General features: G+C 61.8%; 3 protein-coding genes and 1 pseudogene. All 4 read left to right on the top strand.

The features are described from left to right. Nucleotides 1-401: pseudogene (locus EN964_RS30980) on the top strand (extracellular solute-binding protein); the annotation flags it as partial. 185 nt (nucleotides 402-586) lie between these two features. Next, a complete protein-coding gene (locus EN964_RS30975) occupies nucleotides 587-1510 on the top strand; it encodes a carbohydrate ABC transporter permease (protein WP_127270752.1) in 924 nt (307 codons plus the stop codon). Beyond that, on the top strand, nucleotides 1510-2358 hold the full coding sequence (locus EN964_RS30970) for a carbohydrate ABC transporter permease (RefSeq protein WP_027036797.1): 849 nt from the start codon (nucleotides 1510-1512) through the stop codon (nucleotides 2356-2358). Before EN964_RS30975 ends, EN964_RS30970 begins: the two co-directional genes overlap by 1 nt. A 4-nt stretch (nucleotides 2359-2362) precedes the next feature. After that, nucleotides 2363-2780, top strand: a 418-nt coding sequence (locus EN964_RS30965) for an ABC transporter ATP-binding protein (protein WP_164776111.1), incomplete at its 3' end; no start/stop codon positions are given.

The following is a 2780-nucleotide window of genomic DNA, read 5'->3' as shown; positions in this document are numbered from 1 at the left end:
CCTATGCGGCGCTGGGGTATGACGGGTGGGCGAGGTTTGCCAACTCGCAGCGCAAGGACGACGCCTGGAAGCTGATGGCGACGCTTCTGTCGCCGAAGGACAATCTGGAATGGGCCAAGGAAGTCGGCGTCGTTCCGATCCACAACGGCGCCGACCAGGATCCCCATTTCAAGACGGAGCAGTTCAAGGGCTGGTTCACGGAGCTCAGCGACAGCTCCAAATATGAAATGGTCACCCCGCCGACGCATCTGGAGAACCTCGGCAATTTCGTCGACCAGGTGGCGATCAAGAATTTCCAGGAAGTGCTGCTTGGCCAGAAGACGGCCAAGGACGTCGCCGACCAATGGGCTGCCTTCCTGACCAAGGAACAGCAGGACTGGCTGGCGAAGAACAAGAAGTAGTTTTTCTTCCCTTCTCCCCGTTTACGGGGAGAAGGTGGCCCGATAGGGCCGGATGAGGGGCGGCGCTATGCCTCGATAGGTTCGCGCTGCCCCTCATCTGCCTGCCGGCATCTTCTCCCCGTGAACGGGGAGAAGGACGCTTGTCGCCAATTCCGGCGCTCCTCCAGGAGACGATTTAGCACCCAATGACTTATGCCGTGTCTGAAATCCGATCCGCAGGCCAGCCGCGAAAGAAGCGGCTGTCGCATGCCGCTATCGAACCATGGCTGTATCTCAGCCCGGCGATCATCCTTCTGGTCGTGGTGCTGCTGGTGCCGCTGGTCATCGGCATCAGCTACTCCTTCCGTAAGTTCTCGGCGTTCAAATCGGAATATGTCGGGCTTGGACAGTATCAGGCGATGCTGTCGGATCAGGTGCTGGGGCAGGCACTGGTCAACACGTTGTGGTGGACGGTCGCCAGCCTGTTCTTCCAGTTCTTCCTCGGCCTTGGCCTGGCGCTGCTGCTCGACAAGCCGTTTCGCGGCCGCAAGGCTGTGCAAGCCCTGGTGTTCCTGCCCTGGGCTGTGCCGTCCTTCCTGTCGGGCCTGACCTGGGCCTGGCTGTTCAATCCGATCATCGGCCCGTTGCCGCACTGGCTGTTTGCACTGGGGCTGAAGGCCGAACCGACCAATGTGCTTTCCGATCCCGCCACCGCCATGTGGGGGCCGATCGTCGCCAATATCTGGTTCGGCATTCCGTTCTTCGCCATCACGCTTTTGGCGGCGCTGAAATCCATTCCGTCGGAACTGCATGAGGCAGCGGCCATCGACGGCGCTTCGCCATGGCAGCGCTTCACCAAGGTGACGCTGCCGTTCCTGGCGCCGACCATCGCCATCACTGTGATGTTGCGCACCATCTGGATCGTCACCTTCGCCGACCTGATCTTCGTCATGACGGAGGGCGGACCGGCCGGCTCGACCAACACGGTGCCGGTCTACATCTATGTCAGCGCCTTCAAATCGCTGGACAAGGGCTATGCCTCGGCGGTGGCGGTGCTGCTGCTCGTTCTGCTCATCGCCTATGCGATTGCGCTGATCGGCATCCGCCGCACGTTGGTGAGGCACGTCTGATGATAGCAGGACGTTCAACCTCGCAGCGCTTCTTCGGCGGCATCGGCCTCTACGCGGCAATCGCGGCTTACGTGCTGTTTGCCCTGTTCCCGATCTACTGGACGCTGAAGATCTCGGTCACGCCGGAGCGGCTGCTCTATTCCGAAGGCATCACCTTCTGGCCGTCGCACATGACACTGCAAAACTTCGTTACCGTGCTCGAGGCCACCGATTTCCCGCGCTATTTCCTCAACAGCGTCATCGTCTCGGTCTCGACGGCGGCACTGGTGACGATCATCGCCACGCTCGCCGGCTATGCCATGTCGCGCTTCACCTTTCGCGGCAAGGCAGCCCTGGCGCTGATGTTGCTGCTCACCCAGACTTTTCCGCTGGTGATGGTCATTCCGCCGATCTACCGCGTGATGGGGCAGATCGGCCTGATCAACAGCCTGACCGGGCTGATCATCATCTACACCGCCTTCAACACGGCCTTTGCCACCTTCCTGATGCAGTCGTTCTTCGACGGCATCCCCAAGGATTTGGAAGAGGCCGCGATGATCGACGGCTGCACCCGCGCGCAGGCCATGCGCAAGGTGATCGTGCCGCTGACGCTGCCCGGCATGGGCGCCACGCTCGGCTTCGTCTTCACCGCCGCCTGGAGCGAGCTTCTGTTCGCGCTGATGCTGATTTCCAGCGACGACCAGAAGACCTTTGCCGTCGGCTTGCTCACCTTCATCGGCAAGTTCGCCGTCGACTGGGGACAGATGATGGCGGCGTCCATCCTGGCGCTGATCCCGGTCTGTATCTTCTTCGCCTTCCTGCAACGCTATCTCGTCACCGGCCTTACCGCCGGCGCCGTCAAAGGATAGATCGATGGCCTCTGTTACGCTCGAAAACGTCCGCAAGGACTATGGCGCCGTCCGCGTCCTGCACGCGGTCGACCTTGAAATCGCCGATGGCGAGTTCGTCGTCCTGGTTGGGCCGTCAGGCTGCGGCAAGTCCACGCTCTTGCGCATGATCGCCGGGCTGGAGGAGGCTTCCGGCGGCGAGATCCGCATCGGCGAGCGGCTGGTCAATGACGTGGCACCCAAGGACCGCGACATCGCCATGGTTTTCCAGTCCTACGCGCTCTATCCGCATATGGACGTGTCGAAGAACATGGGCTTCAGCCTGCTCCTGAAGAAGGCGGAGAAAACGACGATCGACGCCAGGGTGGACGGCGCCGCCAAGCGGCTCGGGCTCGACACGTTCCTGCAACGCCTGCCGCGGCAACTGTCCGGCGGCCAGCGCC

Origin of the sequence: Mesorhizobium sp. M7A.F.Ca.CA.001.10.2.1 (genome assembly GCF_003998575.1) — a bacterium.
Lineage (GTDB): Bacteria > Pseudomonadota > Alphaproteobacteria > Rhizobiales > Rhizobiaceae > Mesorhizobium.
Note: the sequence above shows the minus strand (reverse complement) of the source record. Positions and strands in the feature narration are given on the sequence as shown.